The following is a 24,739-nucleotide window of genomic DNA, read 5'->3' as shown; positions in this document are numbered from 1 at the left end:
GGTCAGCTCAAGGCGCCGGCGGCTTTCACGAGTTCGGCCAAAGCTTCCCGGGCCAACTCACCGAAACCCCTCGAGTTCGCCGGCTCCACCCAGCGCGCGAAGGCTGTCGTGAACGCCAACCCGCCGATCTCCGCGGCCAAGCTCGCCGCCGGGTCCGCGACTCCACGAGCGCGCAACGCCGATGCCATCGCGCCCCGAAGCTTCGCGCGCTTCAACAACTCGCGCTCGCGAAGATCCGGCTGACCCGAGACCACCCGCTGGACCTTCGCCGCCCACTCCCGCCGTTCCGCGTCGAACGTCGTCTCGACCGCCGTCAACGCCGCCGAGATCGCCTCGATCGGCGTCGCGGACGACGGCGCTGCCGTGATCGCGTCCGCGAGGAGGCCGCTCAGGACGTCCTGGCCAGCGAACAGCACCTCGCGCTTGTCCCCGAAGTGCCGGAAGAACGTCCGCTTCGTCAACCCCGCGCGTTCGGTGATCTCCGCGACCGTGACGACGTCGTAGCCCCGCTCCAGGAACGACTCCACCGCGGCGCGCACCAGCCGCTCGCGTGCGTTCGGCTCCCAGCGGCTCATGCCGTCCAGCCTAGGCGATGACACCGAGTGTCGTCACACGTGCTACGGTGATGTCACCAGGTGTCATCACAGGGAGGTTCTCATGCGTGTCTTCGTCACCGGGGCGTCCGGCTGGATCGGCCGGACCCTCGTCCCCGAACTGCTCGAAGCCGGCCACGACGTCGTCGGGCTCGCCCGGTCGGACGCCTCGGCGGAAGCCGTCGCGAAAACGGGCGCCGACGTGCTTCGCGGCGACCTACAGGACCTCGAAGCCCTCCGAAAGGCCGCCGACGGCGCCGACGGTGTCGTCCACCTCGCCTTCGGCCACGACTTCAGCCGGATCGAAGAGTCGATCCGCACCGACGCGGCCCTTGTCGACGCGCTCGGCCCGGTGCTCGACGGCAAGCCGTTCATCGCCGCCTCGGGGACGCCGATCGTGGCCGGCGGGACCGCGACCGAACGGGACGACCCGGACGGCTTCGGGCCGGTCGCCGGCCGCATGGAGGTCGCCCGGTCGGTGCTGAAGACGGCGGAGCGGGGCGTGCGCGCGTCCGTCGTGCGGCTGCCGCGGTCGGTGCACGGCGAGGGGGATGAGCACGGTCTCGTCGCGCGGCTGATCGGCCTCGGCCGGGAGAAGGGCATCGCCGCGTACGTCGGCGACGGCGCGCAGCGCTGGCCCGCGGTGCACGTCGCCGACGCCTCGCACCTGTTCCGCCTCGCGCTGGAGCAGGCGCCGGCGGGCTCGGTGCTGCACGCGGTCGGCGACGAAGGCGTGGCGATCCGGGACGTCGCCGAAGTGGCCGGGCGCCGCCTCGGCCTGCCACCCACGTCGGTCGACGCCGGAGAACTCGGCTTCCTCGGGCCGCTCCTGGCGATCGACCAGCCCGCGTCCAGCAAGGAGACGCAGGCGCTGCTCGGCTGGCAGCCCACCCACCCGGGACTGCTCGACGACCTCGGAAACGGTTACTACGGCTGAAGAAGTGGGACAGCGCCGGCGGAGGTGGCGACAGTGACACCCCCGCCGGCGCCGGGTTCTACGCGATCGGCCGGTCCGTCGGCGCGATCGGGGCGGGCAGGACGTCCCGCCCGGTCAGGAAGGCGTCGACGCCGGCCGCGGCGCTGCGGCCCTCCGCGATCGCCCACACGATCAGGGACTGGCCGCGGCCCATGTCACCGGCCACGAACACGTTGTCCAGGCTCGTCTTGAACGCCTTGTCGCGGGCGACGTTGCCACGCGCGTCCAGCTCGACGCCGAGGTCTTCGACGAGGCCCTTCTTCTGCGGCCCGAGGAAGCCCATCGCCAGCAGGACGAGCTGCGCCGGCAGTTCCTTCTCCGAACCGGGCACCGGGACGAACTTGCCGCCCTCGTTGCGCACCTCGACCAGCTTCAACGCCCGCACGCGGCCGGCATCGTCACCCAGGAACTCCTGCGTGTTCACCGCGTACAGCCGCTCGCCACCCTCTTCGTGCGCCGAGGACACCCGGTAGATCATCGGGTACGTCGGCCACGGGTGCGCGTCCGAACGCGCCTCCGGCGGCTTCGGCATGATCTCCAGCTGCGTCACCGAACGCGCGCCTTGGCGGTGCGACGTCCCGACGCAGTCCGCGCCCGTGTCGCCGCCGCCGATGACCACGACGTCCAATCCCGAGGCGTCGAACGGAGACGCATCGAGGTCGCCCGAAGCGACCCGGTTGGCCGGCGGCAGGAACTCCATGGCCTGGTGGATGCCGTCGAGTTCGCGACCCGGGATCGGCAGGTCACGCCAGTCGGTCGCCCCGCCGGCCAGCACCACGGCGTCGTAAGAAGCCGTCAGCTCCGAAGCCGTGATGTCCTCGCCGACGTTCACCGACGTCCGGAACTCCGTCCCCTCGGCGCGCATCTGGTCGAGGCGCCGGTCGAGGCGGGACTTCTCCATCTTGAACTCGGGGATGCCGTAGCGCAGCAGCCCGCCGATCTTGTCGGCCCGCTCGAGGACCACGACGCTGTGGCCCGCGCGCGTGAGCTGCTGCGCCGCGGCGAGTCCCGACGGGCCGGACCCGACGACCGCGACCTTCTTGCCCGTGAGCGCGGACGGCGGCTGCGGGGTCACCCAGCCCTCGTCGAAGGCCCGGTCGACGATCGAGATCTCGACGCGCTTGATCGTCACCGGGTCGTCGTTGATGCCGAGCACGCACGCGGTTTCGCACGGCGCCGGGCACAGCGTGCCGGTGAACTCCGGGAAGTTGTTGGTCGCGTGCAGCCGTTCGATCGCCTGCTGCCAGTCTTCGCGCCAGGTCAGCGTGTTCCACTCGGGGATGAGGTTCCCGAGCGGGCAGCCCTGGTGGCAGAACGGGATCCCGCAGTCCATGCAGCGGCCGGCCTGCTTCTGCAGCTTCGTGGTGGCGAAGTCCTCGTAGACCTCTCGCCAGTCCATCAGCCGCAGGTCGACCGGACGGCGCTTCGGCTCTTCGCGGGTGGTGGTCAGAAAGCCCTTGGGGTCAGCCATGTGCGGCCTCCATGATCGCCTCGTTCACGTCGCGCCCGTCGCGCTCGGCCTGCACCTGGGCGGCGAGCACGCGCTTGTAGTCCTTCGGCATGACCTTCCCGAAGCGGTCGACGCCCGCGTCCCAGTCGGCCAGCAGTTCCCGCGCGACGGCGGATTCCGTTTCGTCGTAGTGCTTCTCGAGCGTCTCGCGCAGGAAGTCCGCGTCCTCGGAGTCGAGCGGGTCGAGGTCGACCATCTCCGGGTTGACGCGGTGCGCGGGCAGGTCCAGCACGTAGGCGATGCCGCCGGACATGCCGGCCGCGAAGTTGCGCCCGATCCCGCCCAGCACGACCATCCGGCCGCCGGTCATGTACTCGCCTGCGTGGTCGCCGACGCCTTCGACGACGGCCAGCGCGCCCGAGTTGCGCACGCAGAACCGCTCGCCGACCTTGCCGCGGATGAAGATCTCGCCGCTCGTGGCGCCGTAGGCGATGACGTTGCCGGCGATGATGTGGTCCTCGGCGGCGATGGTCGCTTCCTTCGGCGGCCGCACGATCAGCCGGCCGCCGGAGAGGCCCTTGCCGACGTAGTCGTTGCCGTCGCCGTAGAGCCGCAACGTGATGCCCTTGGGCACGAACGCGCCGAACGACTGGCCGGCGGTCCCGGTGAAGGTGACGTCGATGGTGTCGTCGGGCAGGCCTTCGCCGCCCCACCGCTTGGTCAGCTCCGAGCCGAGCATCGTGCCGACGGTCCGGTTGACGTTGCGGACGGGCAGTTCCAGCCGCACCTTGTCACCGGAGTTCAACGCGCCTTCGGCCAGCTGGATCAGCGTGTTGTCGAGCGCCTTCTCCAGGCCGTGGTCCTGCAGCGTCTGCTGCAGGCGCAGGCCCGCCGGGGCCATGTCGGGCACGTGGAAGATCGGCGACAGGTCGAGCCCGGCGGCCTTCCAGTGGTCGATCGCCTTGCGCTTGTCGAGGAACTCGGCGTGCCCGACCGCCTCGGCGATCGACCGGAAACCGAGCTCCGCCAGGTACTCGCGCACTTCCTGGGCGATGAACTCGAAGAAGTTGACGACGTATTCGGCCTTGCCGCTGAACTTCTCGCGCAGCTTCGGGTTCTGCGTCGCGACGCCCACCGGGCACGTGTCGAGGTGGCAGACGCGCATCATGATGCAGCCCGACACCACCAGCGGCGCGGTCGCGAAGCCGAACTCCTCGGCACCGAGCAGCGCGGCGACGACGACGTCACGCCCGGTCTTGAGCTGCCCGTCGGTCTGCACGACGATCCGGTCGCGCAGCCGGTTGGCCAGCAGCGTCTGCTGCGTCTCGGCCAGACCCAGCTCCCACGGGCCACCGGCGTGCTTGATGGACGACAGCGGCGACGCGCCCGTCCCGCCGTCGTGACCCGAGATGAGCACGACGTCGGCGTGCGCCTTCGAGACACCCGCCGCGACCGTGCCGACGCCGACCTCGGACACGAGCTTCACGTGGATGCGCGCGTTCGGGTTGGCGTTCTTGAGGTCGTGGATCAGCTGCGCCAGGTCCTCGATCGAGTAGATGTCGTGGTGCGGCGGCGGCGAAATCAGGCCGACGCCCGGCGTCGAGAACCGCGTCTTCGCGATCCACGGGTACACCTTCGCGCCGGGCAACTGCCCGCCTTCGCCGGGCTTCGCGCCCTGCGCCATCTTGATCTGGATGTCGTCGGCGTTGACGAGGTACTCGCTCGTGACGCCGAACCGGCCGGACGCGACCTGCTTGACCGCGGACCGGCGCTCGGGGTCGTAGAGCCGTTCCGGGTCTTCGCCGCCCTCACCGGTGTTCGACTTGCCGCCGAGGCGGTTCATCGCGATGGCGAGCGTCTGGTGCATCTCCATCGAGATCGACCCGTAGGAGATGGCGCCGGTGGCGAACCGCTTGACGATTTCCGAGACCGGCTCGACCTCCTCGATCGGCACCGGCGAGCGCTTGCCGTACTTGAAGTCGAACAGCCCGCGCAGCGTCAGCAGCTTCTCGGCCTGGTCGTCGACGGCCTTCGTGTACTCCTTGAAGACGTCGTACTTCCCGGCCCGCGTGGAGTGCTGCAGCTTGAACACCGTCTGCGGGTTGAACAGGTGCGGCTCGCCTTCGCGCCGCCACTGGTAGTCCGCGCCCGTTTCCAGCTCGCGGTGGGTGGCCCGGACGCCGTCGGCCGGGAACGCGTACTCGTGCCGCTTCGCGACCTCGTCGGCGAGGGTCTCGAAACCGATGCCGCCGAGGCGGGACGTCGTGCCGGCGAAGCAGGTGTCGATGACCTCTTCGCCGAGCCCGACGGCCTCGAAGATCTGCGCGCCGGTGTAGGACGCGACGGTCGAGACGCCCATCTTGGACATCGTCTTGCGGACGCCCTTGCCGAGCGCCTTGATCAGGTTGTACGTCGCTTCCTTCGGCGTGACCCCGGGGATCAGGCCCTGGTGGGCCATCTCCTCGACGGTCGCCATCGCCAGGTACGGGTTCACCGCGGCGACGCCGTAGCCGATGAGCAGCGCGATGTGGTGCACCTCGCGCGCGTCGCCGGCCTCGACGATGAGGCCGACCTGCGTGCGCGTCTTCTCGCGGACGAGGTGGTGGTGCACCGCGCCGGTCAGCAGCAGCGAGGGGATCGGGGCGTGGTCTTCGTCGACCCCGCGGTCGGACAGCACGATCAGCCGCGCGCCGTCTTCGATCGCCTCGGACACCTCGGCGCGGATCTCGTCGAGCCGCTTGACGAGCGCGTCGCCGCCGCCGTGGACGTTGTAGCGGCCGAGCACCGTGACGGCCTGGAACTCCGGCAGGTCGCCGTCGTCGTTGACGTGCACCAGCTTGGCGAGCTGGTCGTTGTCGAGCACCGGGAACGGCAGCACGATCCGGCGGCACGACGACGCGTTGCCGTCGAGCAGGTTCGGCTCGGCGCCGATCTGCGTGCCCAGCGCGGTGACGAGCTCCTCGCGGATGGCGTCCAGCGGCGGGTTCGTCACCTGGGCGAAGAGCTGGATGAAGTAGTCGAAGATCAGCCGCGGCCGGCTGGACAGCGTCGCGATCGGCGAGTCGTTGCCCATCGAGCCGATCGGCTCCGCGCCGGTGCGGGCCATCGGCTCGAGGATGGCTTCGAGCTCTTCCTCGGTGTAGCCGAACGCCTGCTGACGGCGGACGAGCGCCGCGTGCAGCGGGACTTCGCGGTCGCGCTCGGGCAGGTCCTCCAGGTGCAGGAGGCCGGCCTCGACCCACTCGTCGTACGGGTGCGCGGTGGCCAGCTCGGTCTTGACCTCTTCGTCCTCGATGATCCGGCCCTCGGCGGTGTCCACGAGGAACATCCGTCCGGGCTCGAGGCGTCCCTTCCGGACGATCGTCGCCGGGTCGATGTCGAGCACGCCGACCTCGGAGGCGAGCACGACGAGGCCGTCGTCGGTCACCCAGTAGCGGCCGGGGCGCAGGCCGTTGCGGTCGAGCACCGCGCCGATCTGGGAGCCGTCGGTGAACGCGACGAGCGCCGGCCCGTCCCACGGCTCCATCAAAGTCGAGTGGAACTCGTAGAAGGCGCGTCGCGCCGGGTCCATCTCCTGGTGGTTCTCCCAGGCTTCCGGGATCATCATCAGCACGGCGTGGGGCAGCGAGCGGCCGCCGAGGTGCAGCAGTTCCAGCACCTCGTCGAAGGAGGCCGAGTCGCTGGCGCCGCGCGTGATCACCGGGTAGACGCGCTTGAGGTCGCCCGGGATCAGGTCGGTTTCGAGGAGGGCCTCGCGGGCGTCCATCCAGTTGCGGTTGCCGCGCAGGGTGTTGATCTCGCCGTTGTGCGCGACGTAGCGGTACGGGTGCGCCAGCGGCCACGACGGGAAGGTGTTGGTGGAGAAGCGGGAGTGCACCAGGCCGATGGCGCTGGTGACGCGCTCGTCGGTGAGGTCGGCGAAGAAGCGCTCGACCTGCGGCTCGGTGAGCATTCCTTTGTAGACGATCGTGCGCGAGGACAGCGACGGGAAGTACACGTCGTCCTCGACGAGTTCGTGCTCGGCGCGCTTGCGGACGCAGAACGCGCTGCGCTCGATGTGCAGCGGGTCCGAGTGCTCCGGCTTCGGGCGGCGCGCGGTGAGGAACAGCTGCGTGAAGTGCGGCATGGTCTCGGCCGCGGTCGGCCCGCAGTGCTCGGTGTGCACCGGCAGCTCGCGCCAGCCGAGGACGCGCATGTCCTCCTCGGCGGCGATGCGCTCGATGGTCGTCATGGCCCGGCCGCGGCGCTTTTCGTCCTGCGGCAGGAAAGCCGTGCCGACGGCGTAGGTGCCCGGCTCGGGCAGCTCGAAGTCCACGACCTCGCGGTAGAACTCGTCCGGGATCTGGATCAGCAGCCCGGCGCCGTCGCCGGTGTCGGGTTCGGCGCCGCGAGCCCCGCGATGTTCCAGGTTGCGCAACGCGACCAGGGCCTTGGCGACGATCGAATGATCTCGGCGGCCGGTCAGGTCGGCGACGAAGGCGACACCGCAGGCGTCGTGTTCGTAGTCGCTCCGGTAGAGGCCCTCGGCCTCGGCGTTGCTGAGCTGCTGCCCCGCCGGGGGCAGGGAACGGGCACGGTGGGTCACGGCTGGCCGCCTCCCAAGGCGTTGGCGCGACCGGTACTCACCTCATCGAGTGGTTCGAGCTGAACCGGTTAACGAAGTGGTCCGGTACCGCGATGGTCAGTCGAGAACAGTTGCTGTTGTCGGCGTCGGTCGTGTCTGCGCTGTCGGTGTCACAGTGCAAGATGCCGCGAGGTACCGGCCGAGCGTCGATGCTCGGAGACCGGACGCGGGTCATCTGGGAGGCCGCACAACACTGGGCAGCCGAACATGTCGGGTGCTGCGTGCGCGCACGGACCGGCCACTGTGGTGGGGGCCGGTCAGAGCGCGCGGTGTTACTCCCGGGTTCGCCGGGTCTTATGACGATAGTGTGAATTCGCTGTTATCGACATACGTCGTTGCGCCCGGGTGGGAAATGCCACGGTTGCGTTGACGAGGCCCAGGGTAGTCCCATATGCCGGGCCGTCTCTCCCGAGTATCGGTCAAAGTAGGCGCTGACCTGCGAAAACGTCTGTCGCAAGTGGTCTGGGGCGCGTGGTGCGGTGCCCTGCCGGGGTGAGAAGCTGGCTGCATGGCGGACTCGTCCGATGACTGATCGTTATCTCTCCGTGGCTCGTTCCGGCGTCCACGAGCTCGAGATCAAGCGCTCGCGGTTCCTCTGCGCCGTTGCCCCGGTGACGTCGGAGGAGGCGGCGCGCGAGTTCATCGCGGCCCGCCGCTGGGCCGATCCGGGTGCGCGGCACCACTGCCACGCGTTCGTTTTGGGTGCTGACGGGCGAACCCGGCGGTCCAGTGACGACGGTGAGCCGGCCGGCACCGCGGGCACGCCGATGCTGGAGGTGCTGCGACGGCGTGAGCTGACCGACACGGTCGCGGTCGTCACGCGCTACTTCGGCGGGGTGCTGCTGGGCGCGGGCGGGCTGATCCGCGCGTACGGTCAGTCCGTTTCGGACGCTCTGGAAGTTGTTGGTGTACTAGAACACCGGCGTCTCAGGCTCGTCGAGGTGGCCGTGAGTTACGACCGGGCGGGCCGGCTCGAGAACGACCTGCGCGCGTCGTCGTACTTGGTGCACGCGACCCGCTTCGACGAACTCGCGCGCTTCGAGATCGGATTGGCGCCGGGGGAGGGGCCGGCTTTCGAGGGGTGGCTGGCGGACTTGACGAACGGTGAGGCGTCGACGACCGAACTCGGCGACCACTGGGTGGTGGGCTGAAGGCCAGTGGTCCACCGCCGCCGCGTGGTCCGGTCCGGAACCGCTTGGCGCGCAACGGACTTTCGGCGCTTCCGCCCGAGGGTCCTTCCGTGGCACCATGTCGTGCCACCGAGTTCCGGTACCACCTCGATCACCCGAACGTTGTCAGCGTCGCTTGCTCCGAGCTGACAACGTTGTCACCACCTGCTTCGCCCGCCCGACAACGTTGTCGCCCAGCGGAAAGCGCGTGCGGCAAGGAGAGGAAAGGTTCATGTCCGGACCATTCGCCAGACGGCTGCGCACGGCCGTGCTCGCGGCCGCCGTCGTCGCCGGGGGCGTGGGGCTCGTCGCGCCGCCCGCCGGCGCCGCCACGCTGGCCCTTACGCAGTACGTGAATCCCTTCATCGGCACGGACAACAGCAACTCGCCGAACCCGGTTCCCGGCGGGGCTGGCGGCAGCACGTACCCCGGTGCCGTGGTGCCGTTCGGCATGGTGCAATTCAGCCCGGACACCCCGACCGCGTCGCCGTCCGGGTACCGCTACGCCGACACCAGCATCGAAGAGTTCAGCCTCACCCACTTCAACGGCGCCGGCTGCGCCAACAACGAAGACCTCGGCCTGCTGCCGATCACCGGCGCGATCGGGACTTCGCCGGGCACCGGCTGGACCGGCTACGCGGGCCGCTACACGAAAGCGAACGAGTCGGCCGCGCCCGGCTACTACAAGAACAAGCTCGACAACTACAACACGACCGTCGAACTTTCGGCGACCAAGCGGTCCGGCTTCATGAAGCTGACCTACCCCACCACGACGTCCGCGCGGCTGCTCGTCAACACCGGCCGCAGCGCCACGGGCAACCGCAACGGTTCGATCGCCATCAACGGCAGCCAGCTCACCGGTTCGGTGACCGGCGGCGGCTTCTGCGGTTCGTCGAAGACCTACCAGATCTTCTACGTGATCCAGTTCGACCGCGCGCCCAGCGGGTTCGGCACCTGGCTCGGTGGCACGGTGAGCGCCGGGTCGTCGAGCACCAGCGGCACGAACTCGGGCGGTTACGTCACCTTCGACACCTCCAGCAACACCACCGTGCAGGCGAAGGTCGGCATCTCGTTCGTCAGCCTCGCGGGCGCGCAGGCGAACCTCGCCGCCGAGAACCCCGGCTTCGACTTCGCCGGCATCCGCGGCGCGGCCGACACGAGCTGGAACACCATCCTCAACCGCGTCCAGGTGACCGGGGGCGCGACGGCGGACCTCCAGAAGTTCTACACGGCGCTGTACCACGTCTTCCAGAACCCGAACATCGCCAGCGACACGAACGGCCAGTACCGCGGGTTCGACCAGGCGATCCACACGGCGTCGCACACCGTCTACCAGAACTACTCCGGCTGGGACATCTACCGGTCGTGGGCCGCGCTGATCGGGTTGGTGGCGCCGGCGGAAGCGAGCGACATCGCGAAGTCGATGGTGCTCGACGGCCAGCAGGGCGGGCTGCTGCCCAAGTGGTCGCACAACAGCAACGAGCACTTCGTGATGACCGGTGACCCCGGGCCGATCATCGTGGGCAGCATGTACGCCTTCGGCGTCCGCGGCTTCGACACCGCGGCGGCGTTGACGTTGATGGACAAGAGCTCCAACGGCGGAACCCAGCAGGGACAGGCCATCCGCGGCCGTCAGTCCGGGTACGTCAGCCGGCACTACGTCACCGAGGACCCGTCCGACTCGCTCGAGTACTCGGCGTCGGACTTCGCGGTGGCGCAGTTCGCGAAAGCCTTGGGCGACACCACGAAGTACAACACCTACATGCAGCGCGCCCAGTGGTGGCAGAACGTGTACGGCCCCGACTCGGGCTACATCCAGCCGCGCGGCGGCGACGGGAACTGGGCGTGGCCGGTCGTGCCGTCGAGCAACAGCGGCTACACCGAGGGCAACCCGTCGCAGTACACGTGGATGGTGCCCTACAACTACCAGGGCCTGATCAACCTGATGGGCGGCCGCCAGACCGCCGTCCAGCGGCTGGACCACCACTTCACCCAGCTCAACGGCGGCCTCACCCAGCCGTACTTCTACATCGGCAACGAGCCCGAGCACGGCGTGCCGTGGGCGTACAACTACGCCGCCCACCCGCAGGGCGCGAGCTCCGCGGTCCGGCGCGTGATGAACGAGTCGTTCACCACCGGCCCGGGCGGTCTGCCGGGCAACGACGACCTCGGCGCGACGTCGGCGTGGTACGTCTTCGCCGCGCTGGGCATGTACCCGGCGACGCCCGGCGCGGACGTCCTGGCCCTGCACGGCCCGCTGTTCCCGTCGGCGTCGATCATCCGGCCCAGCGGGACGATCACGATCACCGGCTCCGGCGCGGGCCAGGGAGCGCAGTACGTGCAGAGCCTGAGCGTCAACGGGACCGCGACGACCAAGTCGTGGATCCGCTACGGCGACATCGCGGGCGCGTCGACGCTGAACTACACGATGGGCTCGTCGGCGAGCTCGTGGGGCACGAGCACCGCGGACGTCCCGCCGTCGTACAACGACGGGTTCACGCCGCCGCCTGCCGCGCCGGAGCTGGGCACGAACCTGGCCCAGGGCAAGGCGGCCACGGGCTCGGCGCCGTGCAACTCGGCCGAGGCGCCGGCCCTCGCCGTCGACGGCAGCGTGGCGAACAACAGCAAGTTCTGCTCCCTGGCGGCGACCAAGTACCTCCAGGTCGACCTGGGGTCGGCGCAGAACGTGTCGTCGTTCGTGGTCAAGCACGCGGGCCTGGGCGGTGAGACGACCGGCTGGAACACCGGCGCGTTCACGATCCAGACGTCGACCGACGGCAGCACGTGGACGACGGTCGCGTCCGTGAGCGGCTCGCGGGCCAGCCGCACGTACCACCCGATCGCGACGCGGTCGGCGCGGTACGTGAAGCTGAACCTGACCACGCCGACGAACAACGGCGACGGCGCGGCGCGGATCTACGAGTTCGAGGTCTACCGCTGACCCACCGGTCGTGAGTGGGAAACAGGGTTGGAACACTGTTTCCCACTCACGACCGAGCCGCGGCAGACCACTCCTCGCGGGTGATGGCGTACTCGACTTCGCCGTGCTCGCTGCCCGGAGCGCGCTCGTGCTCCGGGAACTCCTCGAAGTACGTGCGGACGAACCGCATCCCCAGTTTCTCCATCACCCGCCGTGACCGCTTGTTCACCGTCATGGTGAACGCCGTCACGCGGGTGACCCCCAGTTCGGTGAAGCCCTTCGCGAGCAGGGCCGCCGAGCCTTCGGTTCCGTAGCCCTTGCCCCACGCCTTCCGGTGCAGCCGGTACCCCAGCTCCGGCTCGTCCGGTGGATCTTGCGGGCGCGGGCGGAAATGGAACCACCCCAGGAAATCGCCGGTGCTCTTCTCGATCGCCGCCCAGAACCCGTAACCGGGGAAACGCTCGTAGTAACCGAGGAACGCGGGAAGATCGAGTGAGACGATCTCGGTGCGATCCGCCGGCTGTCCCCCATTGAGGTACTTCATCACGGCCGGGTCGTCGTAGAGCTCGAAGAGTGCGTCGGCGTCGTTCTCGGTGAACCGGCGGAAGATCAGCCGCTCGGTTTCGAGGAATACGTGCATCGGGTGATGCTGGCAGTAACCCCAGTGTGTGGCAACGCGATTACGCGGCGATGGCGAGGACCTCGCCCAGCGCCAGCGAGCCGGCCTCGGTGAGCACGGCGGCAACCCGCTCGCCGCACTTGCCGGGGTGGGCAGGCGCGATCAGGCCGAGCCGCGCGAGTCGGTGCACGGTGGACTGGTCGCAGCAGCTCAGGCCGTCGATGAACAGGTCGGGCTCGCAGCTGCAGCTGATCTCGGCGTGGCCCCCGGCCACGGCTCTCAACGTGGCCCGCTCACGGTGGTTCAGTTCCGTTGTCATGGCGGTGCCTCCTTCCCGTCGGGACTCATCAGACCACTCACCACCGACATTTTCCGCCTCCGAGGGTGCGAACCGGGGGATTTAGGGGAAACACTTAGGGGTGGCGTGTCGCGTCTTCTCGGGTGACTCCCGGATACCCCGCGCCGAGTGGTTCAATCGTCGTCTTCCGCAGGTGCCGGAAAACGATCGACGTGCGGAAGCCGACGATCTCCCGGCGCAACGCGAGCCGGTCGGCGAGGAACGCGTGGAGCGCGTCGATGTCCGGTGTCGTGACTTCGATCAGGAAATCGTCACTCCCCGCGGTCACGTACACCGAGAGCACCTCCGGCAGCTGGGCGATCGACCGCTGGAACTCGTCGATGACCGCCCGGCTCAGCGGCCGCACCTGCGCCGCGACCAGCGCTCGGACGCCGCGGTTGAGGCTCGGCAGGTCGATGTCGGCGTGGTACCCGCGGATCACGCCGCGTTCGCGCAGCAGCCGGATGCCCTCGAGGCACGTCGAGGGGGCGATGCCGACCTTCCGGGCGATGTCGCGGTTGGTCTGCCGCGCGTCTTCCTGCAGGTGCCGCACGATCGCCGAATCAAGTTCGTCCAGCACGCCGTCCTCCGTGTCCTTGCCGAATTTCGTTCGGCGGTGACTCCGTACCGCCGATGTTCACCCTAACTTCGGTCGGCATGACCGCACATGAGCAGCTCGTGGCCCGCCGGGGCCGTCGATCCGGCATCACCACCCTGGTCGCGATCCATTCGACCGCCCTCGGTCCCGCCGTGGGCGGCTGCCGCTTCAAGCCGTACGCCACGCTCGAAGAAGCCGTCGGCGACGTCCTCCGCCTGTCGGAGGCGATGACGGCGAAGTGCGCCGTCGCGGGGCTGGCGTTCGGCGGCGGCAAGAGCGTCATCGCGCCGGAGCCCGGGCGCGTCCTCTCGCCGGCCGAGCGCCGGGACGTCCTGCTCGACCACGCCGACCTGGTCGCCGACTTCGGCGGCGCCTACCTGGCCGGCCCGGACGTCGGCACCGGCCCGGCCGACATGCTGGTGCTGCGCGAGGTCTCGGCGTTCGCGTTCTGCACGCCCGAGTCGGCGGGCGGAACCGGTTCCTCCAGCGGCCCGACGGCGGTGGGTGTGCTCGCCGCGCTCCGGGCCGCGGCCGGCACGGCGGACTTCACCGGACGCCGCGTGGTGATCAGCGGCTACGGCTCGGTCGGTGCCCACCTCGCGGCGAGCCTGCACGCCGGCGGCGCGGACGTCGTCGTCTCGGACATCGACCCGGCCAAGCGGGCCGGCGCGGAGAACCAGGGCCTGACGTGGGTCGAGCCGGAGAAGGCGCTCACGTTGACGGCCGACGTGGTGATCCCGGCGGCGGTCGGCGGCGTGCTCAGCCCCGAGACGGTGGCCCGGCTCGACACGCCGCTGGTCGTCGGCCCGGCGAACAACCAGCTGACCGACGACGCCGTCGCGGACGAACTCGCGGCGCGCGGCATCCTGTGGGTCCCGGACTACGTGGCGAGCGCGGGCGGGATCCTCTACACGCTGTCCCGCGAGGCGGAGGGCCTCGACCACGAGGACGCGCTGGCTCGCGTCGAGACGATCGAGCAGACCGTCACGGACCTGTTGAACGCGGCGAGGGCCAACGCGACCACCCCGTTGCGGGAGGCGGCCGCGTTGGCCGAGCGCCGGCTCACTTCTGGTGCGGTGCCACGTACTCCTTGGCCTCCGGTGCCTCGAACAGCGGCTTGACGTACTTGACGCCGCCCTCGGCCGAGGCGTCCGGGGTGGCCGCGTAGACCTGGCGCGTCGCCGGCGTTCCCGGCTTCGAGAAGTCGAGCGCCGCGACCAGGTCGTCCGTGTTCGCCGAGGTCGTCTGCTTCAGCGCCGCCGAAATGCCGTCGCGGGTGAGGTCCTTGTTGTCGCAAGCCTTCTTCAGCACCGCGCCCCAGACCTCGCCCACCGCGTAGCCGTAGGGGACGCCGCCGTTCGGGGTTTCCTTGTACGCCGCCTTGTACTTCGCCGCGACGTCCTTGGCCTTCGGCAGGTCGGCCGAGAACGGCACGCTGCTCGCCACGATCGTCAGCTTGTCCAGCGCGCCCGCGGCGGGGCTCTTCAGCAGCTGCGGGTCGAACGTCGGGTTGTTGCCCAGCACCGGCACGTTCAGCCCGAGCGCCTTGTTCGCCGCGACCGCCGACCCGGTCTGGGCGGGCGTGGTGGTCAGCGCGATCAGCTTGACGCCGGCGCCCTTGAGGCCGGTGACGACGTTGGTGAGGTCGCTGTCGGTCGAGGTGATCTTCACTTCCTTGACCGTCAGGTTGTGCTTCTTCGCGTAGAACTGCGAGCCGCGCAGGCCGTTCTTGCCGTACTCGCCGTCGATGTACACGTGCCCGATCGTGTCGCCGTCCTTGAGCAGTCCCTGCTCCTGCAGGTACGCCAGGCCGTCTATGATCTCGAGGTCGTACGTCGTCCCGACGATCATCACGTACGGGTTGTCCAGCAGCTCCGACGACCACGACGCGGGCGCCGCGACCGCCTTGTCGGTCGCCAGGTTCTGCTTCAGCGCGGCCACCACCGGCGAGCCGAGCAGCTGCACGAACCCGAGCACCTTCGGCTCGATCTGCGGGTACAGCGTCTTCGCCGTGTCGGCCTTGTAGCCGTGGTCGACCTCTTCGAGCTTGACCTGGCGCCCGCAGACGCCGCCGGCGGCGTTGAAGTCCTTGGCCCACAGCTCGTTGCCCTGCGTGACGCCGAGCCCGAGGTTCTTGAAGACACCGGACTTGTCGGTCATCACGCCGAGGGTGACCTCGGAAGCCGTCACCCCCTTGCCGGTCTTGACGCCGGAGCTGTCCGGGCCCGACGAGCCCGCGTCGCCCGCTTTCGTGCTGCACGCGGAGAGGACGAGGACGGCCGCCAGCGCCGCCGCCAGGTGTGTGCGTTTCATGGTTCCTCCGGGGGTTGACGGCGGGAACGGGTGAGCCGGCGGCCGATCGCGGCGAGGCCGCCGGGCTCGAAGAGGACGACGAGGATGATCGCGGCGCCGTAGACGAACGAGCTGACCAGGATCGGGGTCAGCGCGCCGTCGCCGGTGCCGGAGAACCAGCCGAGGTCGGCCGAGTACAGGGCCAGTACCTGCGGCAGCCCGTTCACGATCAGCGCACCGACCAGCGCGCCGGAGACCGAGCCCAGCCCGCCGATGATGACCATCGCGAGGTAGGCGATGGACACGTTGATGCCGTACGTGCCGTACTCGCTTTCGTCCGGCTTGAGGATGTCGAACCACAGCACGGTCATCGCACCGGCGAGGCCGCCGTAGGCCGACGAGACGGCGAACGCGCCCGCCTTCGCCCGCAGCACGCTGACGCCCATCACCGCGGCCGCGGCCTCGTTGTCGCGCACGGCCCGCCACGAGCGTCCGACGCGGCCCCGGACGGCGCCGCGCGCGATCACGAACGCCAGCACGGTCAGCAGCAGGAACAGGTACCACGTCCGTTCGGCCTGCCGGATCGGCACGCCCAGCACGGTGATTTCGGGACCGTCGTTGGTGAACGGGAAGCCGAACAGCGAGAACGGCGCCGGCGCGCGCCCGGTCGAGGTCCCGCCGGTCAGCTCCTCCGCCGACTGTCCGAAGTAGAGCCCGAGGAACACCAGCGCCAACGAGGCGACGCCGAGGTAGATCCCGCGCAGCCGCCCGGCGACCGGGGCGAAGGCGAGGCCCAGCAACGCCGCGACGGCCACCGCGCCGAGCAGCGACAGGCCGGGGTCGAGGCCGAACCCGATCACGCGGTCGTCGCCGGTCGGTCCGGAAAGGACGGTGTAGCCGGTGGCCCCGGCGAGCAGGAAGAACGCGTGGGCCAGGGAAAGCTGCCCGGCCTGCCCGACCACGAGCGTCAGCCCGATCGCGCCGACCCCGCCGATCATCATGTACTGCCCGGCCTTCAGCCAGGCGGCGTCGAGGTAGAGCGGCAGGGCGAGCAGGACGACCAGCAGCGCGAGCCAGGCCGCGGTGCGCACGAGCCTGCCCCAGTCGCGGCGCGGTGGCGGCGCGGCTTCGACGGCCGGTGGGGTGTCCACTTCGGACACGGCGCTGTCAGACACGCGTTCGCTCCCTCGTGCCGAACAGCCCCGAGGGCCGCACCACCAGTACCACCAGCATCACCAGGAAGACCGCGCTCTTCGAGAAGTCGAACGAGACGTACTGCGCGGAGAGCGCTTCCACGATCCCGACGACCAGGCCGCCGACCACCGCGCCCGCCGTCGAGTCGAGGCCGCCGAGGATCGCCGCGGGGAACGCGGCCAGCGCGATCGAGTGCGTCCCGCGCGAGAGGCCGGCGCCGGAGAAGTCCTGCGTCGCGATGAACAACACGGCCACGCCGGCCAGCAGCCCGGCGACGAGCCACGCGGTCGCGGTGACCCGCGAACTGCGGATGCCCATCAACGCCGCGGCTTCCCGGTTCTCCGCCTGCGCCCGCATCGCCACGCCCCAGTTCGAGTACTTGAAGGCCAGCCAGAACGCCGTGATGAGCACCGCGGCGACGACCAGCGCGACCAGGTGCGTGCGGAACAGCGTGATCCCGCCGAGCTGGAACGGCTTCGCGTCCCAGGCGTCGCCGAGGAAGGGCAGCGTGACGCCGAGACGGCGGACGATCTCCTCGGTGACGATCACGTCGACGCCGATGGTGAGCAGCGCCAGGCTGTTCGCGTCGGCGTGGCGCGACCGCGACAGCAGCAGCCGCTCGACGGCCAGGCCGAGCACCCCGGCCGCGACGATGCCGACCAGCGACGCGCCGACCCAGCCCAGCGCGTCCCGCGTCACGACGACGAGGTAGCCGCCGAAGAGCACGAGCGAGCCGTGCGCGAAGTTGACCACCTCGGTGGCCTTGAAGATGATCACGAACCCCAGCGCCAGCAACGCGAACACCGCGCCCTTGCCGAGGCCGTTCACCACGAGCTGCAGGAAAGTGTTCACGCCGCCTCCGTGCCGAGGTAGGCCTTGATGACGTCCGGGTCGGACTGGACCTGCGCCGGGGTGCCGTCGGCGATGCGCCTGCCGAAGTCGAGCACCGTGACCCGGTCGGCGATGCCCATCACCAGGCCCATGTCGTGTTCGACGAGCAGGATCGAGATGCCGAGCTCGGCGCGGATCCCGCTGATCGTGCCGGCCAGCTCCGCGGTCTCCGCCGCGTTCATCCCGGCCGCGGGCTCGTCGAGCAGGAGCAGCACCGGTTCGACGGCCAGCGCGCGGGCGAGGTCGACGCGCTTGACGACGCCGTAGGGCAGCGCGCCGACGGGGGCGTCGACGACCGCGCCGAGGCCCAGGAACGCGCAGATCTCGCGGGCGCGTTCGGCGTGCCGGCGTTCGGCGCGGACCGTCCACGGCAGCCGCAGCCCGACTTCGAGGAACCCGCCGCGGGTCAGCGCGTGCCGGCCGAGCATGACGTTGTCCAGCACGGTGGAGCCGGCCGAGAGCGCGGCGTTCTGGAACGACCGCCCGACGCCGAGCCGGGCGAGCTTGTGCGGCGCGAGCCCGGTGAGATCGGTGTCGCCGAGCCGCACGCGGCCTTCGTTGGCCCGGTACAGGCCGCTGATCACGTTGAAGCAGCTGGACTTCCCGGCGCCGTTGGGCCCGATCAGCGCGTGCAGCGAGCCGGGGGTGACGGTGAAGCTCACGCAGTCGAGGGCGCGGATCCCGCCGAAGCGCAGGGAAAGGCCTTCGACACCCAGCTCCGGCGGCGTCATCCGGCCCACCTCGACAGCGTCCGGCCGGCCAGCTGCTCGCGCGCCTGCTCGGCTTCGGCGTCGGCGGTCTCCTGCGACTCGGCGTGCCCGCCGAGGTAGAGCCGCCGGACGTCCTGGCTGGCGGACAGCTCGGCGGCCGTCCCGGCCAGCGCCACCCGGCCGACCTCCAGCACGACGGCGTGGTGGGCGACGTTCAGCGCCATCACGGCGTTCTGCTCGACCAGCACCACGGCGGTGCCCTGCTCGTGGATCTCGCGGATGGTCCGGCCGATCTGTTCGACGATCTTCGGCGCGAGGCCCAGCGACGGCTCGTCGAGCAGCAGCAGCTTCGGCGCGGACATCAGGGCCCGGCCGATCGCGAGCATCTGCTGCTCGCCGCCGGACAGCAGCCCGGCGCGCTGCTTGGCGCGTTCGGTGAGCACCGGGAACAGCTCGTCGACGCGCTCGCGGGCCGCGGTCCGTTCGGCGGCGGTCCGGGCACCGATGCCGCCGGCCCGCAGGTTCTCCTCGACGGTCATCCGCGCGAAGACCTGCCTGCCCTCGGGCACGCCGACGACGCCGAGCCGGACGATCCGGGCGGGGTCGAGCTTGCCGAGCGCGTGGCCGTCGTAGCGGATCTCGCCGGCGTCGACGGCGCCCCGGTGCATCCGGAGCGTGCCCGAGACCGCCCGCAGCAGGGTGGACTTCCCGGCGCCGTTGCTGCCGAGCACGGCGAGGACGCCGTCGGCGGAAACGTCGAGGTCGACGCCGTGCAGGGCGGGGGTGGACCGGCCGTAGCGGACCCGCAGGCCACGCACGGTCAGCACGGACTCACTCCAGGACGCAAGAGGCCTCCTCCACTCGTGTGACGTGAGTCACCGTCGGTGGCGGTCATCCTGCGATCAGGCGGGGCTCCCGGACACCCCCACGTGGAGACCCCGCAGGCTACGAAACGGACACGGCGGACTCCCGGAGCGCGGCGAACACCTCGGGTGAAGTCGTGCATTCGCCCAGGCGGACCGGCTTGCGGTCGCCGTGGAAGTCACTTGAGCCCGTGGCGAGCAATCCCAGGTCCGCGGCTACCTCACGCAGCCGGGCCCGGACTTCCGGCGGCTGCTCGGGGTGGTCGACTTCGATCCCGGCGAGACCGACCGAAGCGAGCGAGGCTAGCTGCGCCTCGGAAACCGAAGCGCGCCGCTTGACCGACCGCGGATGCGCCAGCACCGCGACACCGCCGGCCGCGCGGACCAGCGCGATCGCGTCCACAGTGGACAGCACGTGCTTCGGCACGTCCGCCCGGCCGCCGTCGGCGATCCAGTCGGCCGTGAAGGCGTCGGTGATGCCCACGGCGGCCAGCGCCGCGGCGATGTGCGGCCGTCCCAGCGGCGCTCCCGCCGCGATCGCCTCGACCTGCGCCAGGGTGATCGGCGCGCCCAGCTCGCGGCAGCGTTCGACCATCCGCACCCCGCGGCGGACGCGGTCGGTGCGGATCAGCTCCAGCTCACCGGCCAAGGGCGCGTGCAAAGGATCGACGAACAGGCCGAGCAGGTGGACCTCGAACTCGTCGAGCCGGCACGAGATTTCGACGCCGGGAACGAGTTCCACGGTCGAGGCAGCGGAAGCCGCGGCCAGGCCGGCGAAGGTGTCGTGGTCGGTGAGCGCCAGCACGGTCAGCCCGGCTTCGGCGGCCAGCCGGGGCAGCTCGGACGGCGGCGTCGTCCCGTCCGAAGCCGTGCTGTGCGTGTGGAGGTCGATCGTCACCCGGCCGAGGATCTCACAGCAGCCCGGCCTCGCTGGCCTTCCCGATCGCCTCGACGCGGTTGCGCGCGCCGAGCTTGTGCAGCGCCGACTGCAGGTACGTCTTGACCGTGTTGCGCGCCAGCCCCGTCGACTCCGCGATCTCCGGGTTCGTCTGGCCCTGCGCGGCGAGCCGCAGCACCTCGTACTCGCGGCGGGTCAGGCCGCTGCGGGCCAGCGCGTCCGACCGCTGCCCGGCGTCGGGCAGGATCCGCGGGTCGACGACGCGCTCGCCGCGCAGGACCCGCCGCAGCTCGGTCACCAGCTGCGCGCCGGCGGCGTCCTTGAGCAGGCAGCCGTGCGCCCCCGACTCCAGCGCGGCCAGCACGCCCTGGTGGTCGCCGTGCGCGGTGAAGACGACGATCTTGCCGTCCGGGTGCACGCGCCGCAGCTCGGTGACGACCTCCGGCGCGAGCATGTCCGGCAGGCGCAGGTCGAGCAGGATCACGTCCGGCGCCAGCGCCGCGACCCGCTCGATCGCCAGCCGCCCGGACTCCGCGGAGCCGACCACGCTCAGGCACGGGTCCGAGCGCAGCAGCAGCGTCACGCCGTCGCGGACCACCGGGTGGTCGTCGACGACGAACACGGTCGCGGGCGTCACGGCCGTACCAGCGGCACCCACGCACGCAGGGTGCAGCCGTCGTCGTCATCGCGGACGAGGCTGACCCGCCCGCCGAGCCGCAGGGCGCGCCCGGTCAGCGTCCGCAGGCCCATGCCGGTGCCCGGGACGGGTTCGCCGCCGGTGCCGTCGTCGGCGACGACCACCTGGACGCCGTCCTCGCTGGGCAGCAGGCTCACGATCACCGACGACGCTCCGGCGTGCTTCTCGACGTTGAGCAGCCCTTCGCGGACCGCGGCGACCAGCAGCGCGGTCCGTTCGGCGTCCAGCGGTGGCACCGCCGCGAGCTGCACGAACCGGGCCGGGACACCGCAGCGCGCCTGGAACGAGCGGCAGTGCTCGGCCAGCTCGACCGGCAGCGCCCGCTCCGGGCTGGACTCCGACAGCGCCAGCAGCGACTCCCGCAGCGCGCCGGCCGCCGCCGAGACGTCGCCCTCCAGCCGGCGTAGCCGCGCCTCCAGGGCGGGGTTGCCGTAGGCGTCCGAGTGCAGGTCGCGCACCTGGACGCCGATGGAGAACAGCAGCGCGCCGACCGAGTCGTGCAGCGCGCTCTGCATCCGCAGGCGTTCGCCGGCCACCGCGGCCGTCCGGTCGGTCTCGGCGACCTTCGCCAGCTGCAACGCCGTCCCGGCCTCGCAGGCGACCTCCTCCATCCGCCGGACGGCGTCGTCGCCGAAGTCGGCGGGCTCGCGCATGGCCGCGTAGGCGATGGCGACGGTCTCGCCGCGCGCGACGATCGGGACGGCGAGCATCGCGGCCAGGCCCTCGCCGCGCACCTGGGCGTCGAACTGGTGGGTGATCGCGGGCGAGCTGACGTAGTCGGTGACCCGCACCGGGCGGCCCAGCGCCAGCACCCGCCCGCCGATGCCCTGGCCGACGGGCACTTCGAGGTCCTGCAGCGAGCCGGTCCGGGTGCCCGACATCCAGCGGATCACGGCGAGCCCCGGCTGGTCGAGCTCGGCGACGAAGCCGGCTTTCGCGCCGACGGTCTCCCGGACCAGGCGCGCGGTTCCGTGCAGCGCGGCGACGCGGTCGAGCGTGCCGAGCAGTTTTTCCCGCTCGCGCAGCAGCTCGCCCAGCACGGCGCTGTACTCGGCGACGTGCTCTTTCGCCGTCACGCGATCACGATGGCACACGGACTGTGGTTTCGGACATACCCGGCTGGAGAGGTACGGAGGCCGTCCGTCGACTTGAATGGGGGCGTGGAGATCCTCACCGACGCCGCCACGCTCGCGCTGTACACGACCGACGCGTCCAACTACCGCCACGTGCCCCGGGGCGTGGTGCTGCCGGAGAGCGTCGACGACGTCGTCGCCGCGGTCGCGGCCGCCCGCGATCGTGACCTGCCGGTGATCGCCCGCGGGGGTGGCACGAGCGTCGCCGGGAACGCGTGCGGGCCGGGCCTGGTGATCGACACCTCGCGCCACGTCGGCGGCGTGCTCTCGCTGGACCCGTCGACGCGGCTCGCGCGGGTGCTGCCCGGCACGGTGCTCGACGACCTGCAGGCCGTCGCGGCACCGCACGGGCTGCGGTTCGGGCCGGACCCGTCCACCCACAGCCGCTGCACGATCGGCGGGATGATCGGCAACAACGCGTGCGGCTCGCACTCGGTGGCGTGGGGGCGCACGGTCGACGTCGTCCGCTCGCTGGACGTGCTGCTCTACGACGGCACGCGGCTGCGCGTCGGACGGGACGAGCCCACCGAAGGCCGGATCTTCGACGAGCTGCGTGCTCTGGTGCGGGACAACCTGGCGTTGCTGCGCAAGGAACTTTCGACGTGGCCGCGGCGCGTGTCCGGCTACGGGCTCGAACACCTGCTGCCGGAGAACGGGTTCGACGTCGCGAAGGCGCTCGTCGGCTCGGAGGGAACCTGCGTGACGGTGCTCGGCGCGGAAGTCGAGCTGGCCGAGCTGCCCGCTCGTCGCGTGCTCGCGGTGCTGGGCTTCCCGTCCGACATCGCGGCGGCGGACGCGGTGCCGTCGATCCTGCCGTGGTCGCCGCTGACCGTCGAAGGCGTGGACGCCGAGCTGGTCGCGATGCTGCCCGGCCGCGCGGGCGACCTGCCGCCGGGCGGGGCGTGGCTGTTCGTCGAGCTGGCGGGAGAGGATCCGGCCGCGCGGGCTCGGGAACTGGCCGCATCGCTGGACCTCACCGGGTTCGCGATCGTCGACGACCCGGCCGCGCAACGCGGGCTGTGGCGCATCCGCGAGGAGGGCGCGGGACTGGCGACCCGGCTCGCGGACGGCTCGGAAGCCTGGCCGGGCTGGGAAGACGCGGCCGTCCCACCCGAGCGGCTCGGCGCGTACCTGCGCGAGTTCAAGGACCTCATGCGGGCGCACGGGCGGCGCAGCGTCGTCTACGGCCACTACGGCGAAGGCTGCCTGCACATGCGGCTGGACTTCGACATGCTCTCGTCGTCCGGGGTGGCGGACTTCCGGAGGTTCCTCGAGGAGGCCGCGGACCTCGTCGCTGCGCACGGCGGATCGCTGTCCGGCGAGCACGGCGACGGCCAGGCGCGGTCCGAGCTGCTGTCCCGGATGTACAGCCCGGAGATGATCGACGTCTTCGCCCGGTTCAAGGCGATCTTCGACCCGGCGGGCCGGATGAACCCCGGCATCCTGGTGGCGCCGCGGGCGATCGACGCGGACCTGCGCGTCCGGGCCACCACGGCGTCCTTTGAGGACAGTGTCTTCCTCGGTTATCCGGAGGACCGCGGGAGTTTCGGCCAGGCGATGCGGCGCTGCGTCGGCGTGGGGAAGTGCCGCAACACCAGCGGCGGCGGTGTGATGTGCCCGAGCTACCGGGCCACCCGCGAGGAGCAGCACTCGACGCGCGGGCGGGCGCACCTGCTCGCCGAGATGATCAACGGCGAGGTCATCACGGACGGGTGGCGTTCGTCCGAAGTGCACGACGCCTTGGATTTGTGCCTGTCCTGCAAGGGATGCCTGTCGGACTGCCCGGTCGACGTCGACATGGCGACCTACAAGGCGGAGTTCCTGCACCACCACTACCGGCGGCGGCTGCGGCCGGCGTCGCACTACTCGATGGGCTGGCTGCCGGTGTGGCTCCGGGTCAGCGCGCGGATGCCGCGGCTGGCCAACGCTGTCGGACGGTCCCGGCTGGCGGGCTTGGTGAAACGGCTCGGCGGGATCGCGCCGGAACGTTCGCTGCCTTCGTTCGCTTCTTCGGCTTTCACGTCGTCGCGGGCGGACCTCCGGCGGAAGGCGTCGGGGGAGCGCCGCGTGGTGCTGTGGCCGGATTCGTTCAACAACTACCTGACGCCGTCGGTGCTGGAGGCCGCTCACGAGGTGCTCACCGCGGCGGGCTACGACGTCGTGCTGCCGGACCGCGGAGTCTGTTGTGGACTGACGTGGGTGTCGACGGGCCAGCTCGGCGTCGCGCGCCGCGTCCTGGACCGGACGCTTTCCGTGCTGGCGCCGTACCTCGAGGAGGGATACGAGGTGGCCGGCCTGGAACCGAGCTGCACGGCCCTGTTCCGCGGCGACCTGGCCGCGTTGCTGCCGGGTGACGAGCGTGCCGCGCTGCTGGCGTCCCGGACGTTCACGTTCGCGGAGCTGCTGGAGCGGGCGCCGATCCCGTTCGCGGCCCTGGACGTCGACGCGATCACGCAGGTCCACTGCCACCAGCACGCGGTACTCGGCTTCGGCGCGGACGAGTCGGCGCTCGCGTCGGCGGGCGTCCGCAACACGACGCTGGACTCGGGGTGCTGCGGCCTGGCGGGCAACTTCGGCTTCGAGCGCGGGCACTACGAGGTCTCGAAGGCGGTGGCGGAGGACCGGATGCTCCCGGCGATCCGCGCGGCCTCGGAGGAGACGGTGGTGGTGTCGGACGGCTTCAGCTGCCGGACCCAGATCGAGCAGGAGTCGGGTCGCCGCCCGGTCCACCTCGCCGAACTCCTGCGCCGCGCCCTGCCCGGTCGTGAGTGAGAA

19 protein-coding genes are annotated in these 24,739 nt (G+C 70.9%); 5 read left to right on the top strand and 14 right to left on the bottom strand.

The genetic code is table 11. From position 1 onward, the window contains the following. Positions 1 to 2: 2 nt before the first annotated feature. Complete coding sequence (locus ACIQWX_RS30120; RefSeq protein WP_400878018.1) at positions 3 to 575, bottom strand: TetR/AcrR family transcriptional regulator; 573 nt, start codon at positions 573 to 575, stop codon at positions 3 to 5. 82 nt (positions 576 to 657) lie between these two features. Here ACIQWX_RS30120 and ACIQWX_RS30115 point away from each other — a divergent pair, with 82 nt between their 5' ends. Beyond that, entirely contained in the window at positions 658 to 1,530 is an 873-nt protein-coding gene (locus ACIQWX_RS30115) for an SDR family oxidoreductase (protein ID WP_400878015.1), read from the top strand. Between the two features lie 58 nt (positions 1,531 to 1,588). On the opposite strand, the gene ACIQWX_RS30110 is transcribed toward ACIQWX_RS30115, so the two are convergent. Beyond that, positions 1,589 to 3,040, bottom strand: a complete 1,452-nt coding sequence (locus ACIQWX_RS30110) for a glutamate synthase subunit beta (protein ID WP_400878012.1) — start codon at positions 3,038 to 3,040, stop codon at positions 1,589 to 1,591. Then, a complete protein-coding gene (gene gltB, locus ACIQWX_RS30105; RefSeq protein WP_400878009.1) occupies positions 3,033 to 7,604 on the bottom strand; it encodes a glutamate synthase large subunit in 4,572 nt (1,523 codons plus the stop codon). The genes ACIQWX_RS30110 and gltB overlap by 8 nt, the downstream gene beginning before the upstream one ends. Before the next feature lie 563 nt (positions 7,605 to 8,167). On the opposite strand from gltB, the gene ACIQWX_RS30100 reads away from it, so the two are divergent. Beyond that, positions 8,168 to 8,794, top strand: a complete 627-nt coding sequence (locus ACIQWX_RS30100) for a YigZ family protein (RefSeq protein WP_400878006.1) — start codon at positions 8,168 to 8,170, stop codon at positions 8,792 to 8,794. 250 nt (positions 8,795 to 9,044) lie between these two features. Then, positions 9,045 to 11,753, top strand: a complete 2,709-nt coding sequence (locus tag ACIQWX_RS30095) for a GH92 family glycosyl hydrolase (protein ID WP_400878003.1) — start codon at positions 9,045 to 9,047, stop codon at positions 11,751 to 11,753. A 46-nt stretch (positions 11,754 to 11,799) separates the two neighbouring features. On the opposite strand, the gene ACIQWX_RS30090 is transcribed toward ACIQWX_RS30095, so the two are convergent. From ACIQWX_RS30090 to ACIQWX_RS30080, 3 genes are all read right to left on the bottom strand, one after another. Beyond that, on the bottom strand, positions 11,800 to 12,372 hold the full coding sequence (locus ACIQWX_RS30090; RefSeq protein WP_400878001.1) for a GNAT family N-acetyltransferase: 573 nt from the start codon (positions 12,370 to 12,372) through the stop codon (positions 11,800 to 11,802). Between the two features lie 40 nt (positions 12,373 to 12,412). After that, positions 12,413 to 12,670, bottom strand: a complete 258-nt coding sequence (locus ACIQWX_RS30085) for a hypothetical protein (RefSeq protein ID WP_400877998.1) — start codon at positions 12,668 to 12,670, stop codon at positions 12,413 to 12,415. A 94-nt stretch (positions 12,671 to 12,764) separates the two neighbouring features. After that, the gene (locus tag ACIQWX_RS30080) at positions 12,765 to 13,265 is read right to left on the bottom strand and encodes an Lrp/AsnC family transcriptional regulator (protein ID WP_400879748.1); all 501 of its coding nucleotides are present in this window, start codon (positions 13,263 to 13,265) and stop codon (positions 12,765 to 12,767) included. Between the two features lie 80 nt (positions 13,266 to 13,345). Between ACIQWX_RS30080 and ACIQWX_RS30075 the strand changes: the two genes are divergently transcribed. Continuing rightward, a complete protein-coding gene (locus ACIQWX_RS30075; RefSeq protein WP_400877995.1) occupies positions 13,346 to 14,407 on the top strand; it encodes a Glu/Leu/Phe/Val dehydrogenase dimerization domain-containing protein in 1,062 nt (353 codons plus the stop codon). Here ACIQWX_RS30075 and ACIQWX_RS30070 read toward each other — a convergent pair. The 8 genes from ACIQWX_RS30070 to ACIQWX_RS30035 all read right to left on the bottom strand — a co-directional run bounded on the left by ACIQWX_RS30070 (position 14,349) and on the right by ACIQWX_RS30035 (position 21,907). Further along, complete coding sequence (locus ACIQWX_RS30070) at positions 14,349 to 15,599, bottom strand: ABC transporter substrate-binding protein (RefSeq protein ID WP_400877992.1); 1,251 nt, start codon at positions 15,597 to 15,599, stop codon at positions 14,349 to 14,351. The genes ACIQWX_RS30075 and ACIQWX_RS30070 overlap by 59 nt on opposite strands. Further along, complete coding sequence (locus ACIQWX_RS30065; RefSeq protein ID WP_400879745.1) at positions 15,596 to 16,738, bottom strand: branched-chain amino acid ABC transporter permease; 1,143 nt, start codon at positions 16,736 to 16,738, stop codon at positions 15,596 to 15,598. Before ACIQWX_RS30065 ends, ACIQWX_RS30070 begins: the two co-directional genes overlap by 4 nt. 7 nt (positions 16,739 to 16,745) lie before the next feature. Beyond that, positions 16,746 to 17,624, bottom strand: a complete 879-nt coding sequence (locus tag ACIQWX_RS30060; protein ID WP_400877989.1) for a branched-chain amino acid ABC transporter permease — start codon at positions 17,622 to 17,624, stop codon at positions 16,746 to 16,748. After that, positions 17,621 to 18,394: an ABC transporter ATP-binding protein gene (locus ACIQWX_RS30055; protein WP_400877986.1), complete on the bottom strand. Its 774-nt coding sequence runs from the start codon at positions 18,392 to 18,394 to the stop codon at positions 17,621 to 17,623. The genes ACIQWX_RS30060 and ACIQWX_RS30055 overlap by 4 nt, the downstream gene beginning before the upstream one ends. Further along, on the bottom strand, positions 18,391 to 19,200 hold the full coding sequence (locus ACIQWX_RS30050) for an ABC transporter ATP-binding protein (protein ID WP_400877983.1): 810 nt from the start codon (positions 19,198 to 19,200) through the stop codon (positions 18,391 to 18,393). Before ACIQWX_RS30050 ends, ACIQWX_RS30055 begins: the two co-directional genes overlap by 4 nt. 118 nt (positions 19,201 to 19,318) lie before the next feature. Next, positions 19,319 to 20,134, bottom strand: a complete 816-nt coding sequence (locus tag ACIQWX_RS30045; protein ID WP_400877980.1) for a PHP domain-containing protein — start codon at positions 20,132 to 20,134, stop codon at positions 19,319 to 19,321. Positions 20,135 to 20,147: 13 nt separating this feature from the next. After that, positions 20,148 to 20,792, bottom strand: coding sequence for a response regulator (locus ACIQWX_RS30040; protein WP_400877977.1), 645 nt, complete (start codon positions 20,790 to 20,792; stop codon positions 20,148 to 20,150). Further along, a complete protein-coding gene (locus tag ACIQWX_RS30035) occupies positions 20,768 to 21,907 on the bottom strand; it encodes a GAF domain-containing protein (RefSeq protein ID WP_400877974.1) in 1,140 nt (379 codons plus the stop codon). The genes ACIQWX_RS30040 and ACIQWX_RS30035 overlap by 25 nt, the downstream gene beginning before the upstream one ends. An 84-nt stretch (positions 21,908 to 21,991) precedes the next feature. On the opposite strand from ACIQWX_RS30035, the gene ACIQWX_RS30030 reads away from it, so the two are divergent. Then, a complete protein-coding gene (locus ACIQWX_RS30030) occupies positions 21,992 to 24,736 on the top strand; it encodes an FAD-binding and (Fe-S)-binding domain-containing protein (protein ID WP_400877972.1) in 2,745 nt (914 codons plus the stop codon). Positions 24,737 to 24,739: the final 3 nt, after the last annotated feature.

The organism is Amycolatopsis sp. NPDC098790 (genome assembly GCF_044759945.1).
Lineage (GTDB): Bacteria > Actinomycetota > Actinomycetes > Mycobacteriales > Pseudonocardiaceae > Amycolatopsis.
Note: the sequence above shows the minus strand (reverse complement) of the source record. Positions and strands in the feature narration are given on the sequence as shown.

Excerpts from the sequence above, each read along its gene's own strand:
- ACIQWX_RS30120 (WP_400878018.1), bottom strand. The coding sequence starts at position 575 with ATGAGCCGCTGGGAGCCGAACGCACGCGAGCGGCTGGTGCGCGCCGCG.
- ACIQWX_RS30115 (WP_400878015.1), top strand. The coding sequence starts at position 658 with ATGCGTGTCTTCGTCACCGGGGCGTCCGGCTGGATCGGCCGGACCCTC.
- ACIQWX_RS30110 (WP_400878012.1), bottom strand. The coding sequence starts at position 3,040 with ATGGCTGACCCCAAGGGCTTTCTGACCACCACCCGCGAAGAGCCGAAG.
- ACIQWX_RS30100 (WP_400878006.1), top strand. The coding sequence starts at position 8,168 with ATGACTGATCGTTATCTCTCCGTGGCTCGTTCCGGCGTCCACGAGCTC.
- ACIQWX_RS30095 (WP_400878003.1), top strand. The coding sequence starts at position 9,045 with ATGTCCGGACCATTCGCCAGACGGCTGCGCACGGCCGTGCTCGCGGCC.
- ACIQWX_RS30090 (WP_400878001.1), bottom strand. The coding sequence starts at position 12,372 with ATGCACGTATTCCTCGAAACCGAGCGGCTGATCTTCCGCCGGTTCACC.
- ACIQWX_RS30085 (WP_400877998.1), bottom strand. The coding sequence starts at position 12,670 with ATGACAACGGAACTGAACCACCGTGAGCGGGCCACGTTGAGAGCCGTG.
- ACIQWX_RS30075 (WP_400877995.1), top strand. The coding sequence starts at position 13,346 with ATGACCGCACATGAGCAGCTCGTGGCCCGCCGGGGCCGTCGATCCGGC.
- ACIQWX_RS30070 (WP_400877992.1), bottom strand. The coding sequence starts at position 15,599 with ATGAAACGCACACACCTGGCGGCGGCGCTGGCGGCCGTCCTCGTCCTC.
- ACIQWX_RS30055 (WP_400877986.1), bottom strand. The coding sequence starts at position 18,394 with ATGACGCCGCCGGAGCTGGGTGTCGAAGGCCTTTCCCTGCGCTTCGGC.